Origin of the sequence: Anoxybacillus sp. LAT27 (assembly GCF_022030075.1) — a bacterium.
GTDB lineage: Bacteria > Bacillota > Bacilli > Bacillales > Anoxybacillaceae > Anoxybacillus > Anoxybacillus kestanbolensis.
The window spans coordinates 1-254 of record NZ_JAIWYK010000228.1 but is presented as its reverse complement, the minus strand read 5'-3'; the positions used below and the strand labels follow the sequence as shown (position 1 = coordinate 254).

Below are 254 nucleotides of genomic sequence, written 5' to 3'. Positions count from 1 at the left end.
CGACGATCGCCACCGGCAGATTCATCGTCGACAGCACCATCAGAGCGGCAAATGTCGCACCGCCGCCCACTCCCGCCACTCCGAACGAACTGAGGGCAACGACGAGAATGAGCGTCAGAATGAACGACGGCGTCAGCGGGTCGACGCCAGCAGCCGGAGCCGCCATCACGGCCAGCATCGCCGGATAAATCCCCGCGCAGCCGTTTTGGCCGATGGACAGTCCGAACGACCCGGCGAAGTTGGCAATTCCCTCC

Annotated in this window: 1 protein-coding gene; it reads right to left on the bottom strand. The window is 64.2% G+C overall.

From position 1 onward, the window contains the following. The coding region (locus tag LD028_RS09245; RefSeq protein ID WP_237811641.1) for a cation:dicarboxylate symporter family transporter at positions 1–254 on the bottom strand (254 nt) is incomplete at both ends.